The organism is Rhizobacter sp. P2_H2 (genome assembly GCF_056403375.1).
Genome location: NZ_JBFUFP010000662.1, coordinates 1 through 3,093 on the forward strand (window position 1 = coordinate 1; position 3,093 = coordinate 3,093).

The 3,093-nt window shown below is 71.3% G+C and carries 2 protein-coding genes and 1 pseudogene; 2 read left to right on the top strand and 1 reads right to left on the bottom strand.

Going from position 1 to position 3,093, the window contains the following annotated elements:
- A partial coding sequence (locus AC1D15_RS24300; RefSeq protein WP_477827987.1) for an AMP-binding protein occupies positions 1-715 on the bottom strand: 715 nt, incomplete at its 3' end.
- A 154-nt stretch (positions 716-869) separates the two neighbouring features.
- On the opposite strand from AC1D15_RS24300, the gene AC1D15_RS24305 reads away from it, so the two are divergent.
- Positions 870-2,339, top strand: a complete 1,470-nt coding sequence (locus tag AC1D15_RS24305; protein ID WP_477827988.1) for a PQQ-dependent sugar dehydrogenase — start codon at positions 870-872, stop codon at positions 2,337-2,339.
- 174 nt (positions 2,340-2,513) lie between these two features.
- A pseudogene (locus AC1D15_RS24310) lies at positions 2,514-3,093 on the top strand (hypothetical protein); the annotation flags it as partial.

Sequence of the window (3,093 nt, forward strand, 5' to 3'; positions counted from 1 at the left end):
TGTGCATGCAGCCCTTCGGCAGCCCGGTGGTGCCCGAGGTGTAGGGCAGCAGCGCCAGGTCGTCCGGCCGCGCGGTGTGCGGCCCGGGCACGTGGCGCTGCGCGAGCGCATCGGCCCAGCGGGTGTAGCGCTCCGACCTTCCTTCCGGGAGTGGCGGATCGGAGCGCAGCCAGGCCTCCATCGCCGGCGGCGGGGCAATGGCAGGGTCGATCGCCTCGGGCAGCGCATCGGCGTACCGCAGCACCAGCACGTCCCGCAGTCGCCGTGCCTCGGGCAGCGCGGCATTCGCCTGCGCGACGAAGCCCGTCAGGTCGGCGCTGCAGATCGCCACGCGTGCCTCGGGGTCGGTGATGTAGTGGCCGAACTCCTCGGCCTTGTTCATTGGATTGACCGGCACGACGACGGCGTTCGCGCGCAGGATGCCGTAGTACGCGGCCACGTACTGCGGGCAGTTCTGCAGGTACAGCGCGACGCGGTCGCCGGCCTGCACGCCGGCCTGCTGCAGCCAGCCGGCCACCTGCTCCGCCTGCTCGCGCAGCGTGCGGAAATCGAGCGCCCGGCCGAAGAACAGGTAGGCCGGCTTGTCCGGAAAACGCTGCGCGACCACCTCGAGGTTGAACCACAGCGTGGTCGACGGGATCGCCAGCGCGCGCGGCAGGCGGCGCGGCCAGACCGCATGGTGCGGGCGCGGTGGAACTTCGGGTGACAGGTTCACGGTCGGACTCCGCTGGACACCGGCAAGGTATACCGCGCCGCATCGGCAAGGCCTACGGAGCGAACCCGCGGCCGGCCTGTCCCGGACGTGACACGCCCGCCACGAAGTGCGGCACGCCGATTGCCCTGCGTGCACCGCACTGACGGAGACTGACATGGCGAACTGGCGATCGGCGATCGGATCGATGGTGCTGGGCAGCGGCCTGCTGCTCGGCGGATGTGGTGGAGGCGACGTGACGGCCGACAGCCCCCCGGCCGACGGACCCGAGGTGCCCGATGCGCTCGCGGCCGACACGCAGCCGCCGACCCTGGTGCTCAACACGCCGGCCAACCTGGCCGCCAACCTGACCGGCCGCATCGACATCACGGCCACCGCGAGCGACAACGTCGGCATCGCCGGCGTGGAGTTCCAGATCGACGGCGCGCTGTGGGGCAGCGACGACACCAACCCGCCGTACATGACCAGCGTCACGACGACGCGCCTGGCCACCGGGCAGCACGTGATCCGCGCCCGCGCCCGCGACACCTCGAACAACCGCTCCGCCTGGGTCACGCGCATCGTGCAGTTCGGCAACGACGTGCAGGTGCCCGAAGGCTTCACGAAGAACGATGCCTGGGTCGGCGGCCTGACCGACGCGACGGCCTTCGCACAAGCGCCGGACGGCCGCATCTTCGTCGCCGAGCAGGGCGGGCGCTTGCGCGTGATCAAGAACGGCGTGCTGCTGCCGACGCCGTTCGCGACGCTCGCCAACATCGACGCGAGCGGCGAACGCGGGCTGATCGGCGTCGCGCTGCACCCCGACTTCGCGAGCAACGGCTGGGTCTACGTGCACCACACCACCACCGAGGGCGGCACGCACAACCGCATCARCCGCTATACCGCGAACGGCGACGTGGCCGCCGGCCCGCCGACCGCGCTGTTCGGCATGCCGACGCTCGCCGCGACCAACCACAACGGCGGCGCGATGCACTTCGGCACCGACGGCAAGCTGTACGTCGGCGTCGGCGACAACAAACGCGGCGCGCCGGCGCAGGACCGCAACAGCCTGTTCGGCAAGCTGCTGCGCCTGAACGACGACGGCTCGATCCCGGCCGACAACCCGTTCTACGCGACCAACACCGGCAACGCCCGCGCCGTGTGGGCAACCGGGCTGCGCAACCCGTTCACCTTCGCGGTCCGCCCGGGCGACGGCCGCATCCACATCAACGACGTCGGCGAGAACGCCTGGGAGGAGATCGACGTCGGGGTCGCCGGCGCGAACTACGGCTGGCCGGGCTCCGAAGGGCCCGACAAYGTGGCGGCCGGCCTGACCGCGCCGCTGTTCAGCTACCGCCACAGCGCGACCAGCCCACCGGGCAGCGGCCCGGGCGGCTTCTTCGTCGGCCAGTGCATTGCCGGCGGCGCGTTCTACCCGGCGGGCGGCAGCTTCCCGGCGCGCTTCCACGGCAGCTACTTCTTCGGCGACTTCGTCACGCACGTGATCGGCCGCATCGACCTCGCGAACGGCAATGCCGCCTATGCGTTCGCGAAGACGGCCGGCGAACCGGTCGACCTGCGGGTCGCCAACGACGGGGCGCTGCTGGTGCTGACGCGCGTCAACATCGCGCGCATCGCGCCGACCTGAGCGCGCGCAAGGGGGCGACCGATACCGATTTGCGATCGGTCGCCCCACCGCTGCAGCGCGGGCGAATGGAGGACACAATGCGCGACATTCCTTGCGACGGTGACACACGCCGGCGCAGGATGACATGCCACAAGCACGCCATTGCAAGCACGCACACGCGATCCGAGGATTCCCATGGCTGAACGTCCTTCTTCCCTGCTGAACACGGCCCGGCTGGCTGCCCTGGCCGCCAGCCTGCTGCTCGTCGCGTGCAGCGGCGGCAGCGGCGGCGACACCCCCGCGCCTCCCCCGCCGCCGGTCGGCAACCCGCCGATCGCGCAGATCGACAGCCCCGCCGAAGGCGCGACCTTCGCGGCCGGCGACACCCTGACCTTCACCGGCAGCGCCACCGATCCGGAAGACGGTGCATTGCCCGCGAGTTCGCTCAGCTGGTGGGCCGACCTGCACCACGACACCCACACCCACCCGCTCCAGCTGGCAACCGCCGGCGCGAGCGGCACGGTGACCATTCCCGTGCGCGGCGAGACCTCGTCGAACATCTGGTACCGATTCCACCTGAAGGCCACCGATTCGAACGGCCGCACCACCGAGGTCACGCGCGACGTGCAGCCGCGCAAGGCGCAGGTCACGCTCGCCACCGTGCCGGCCGGCCTGGCGCTGACGATCGACGGCCAGCCGGTGACCGGCCCCAACACCTTCACCGGCGTGGTCGGCATCGAGCGCGACATCGGCGCCGCCACGCAGGTGCTCAACG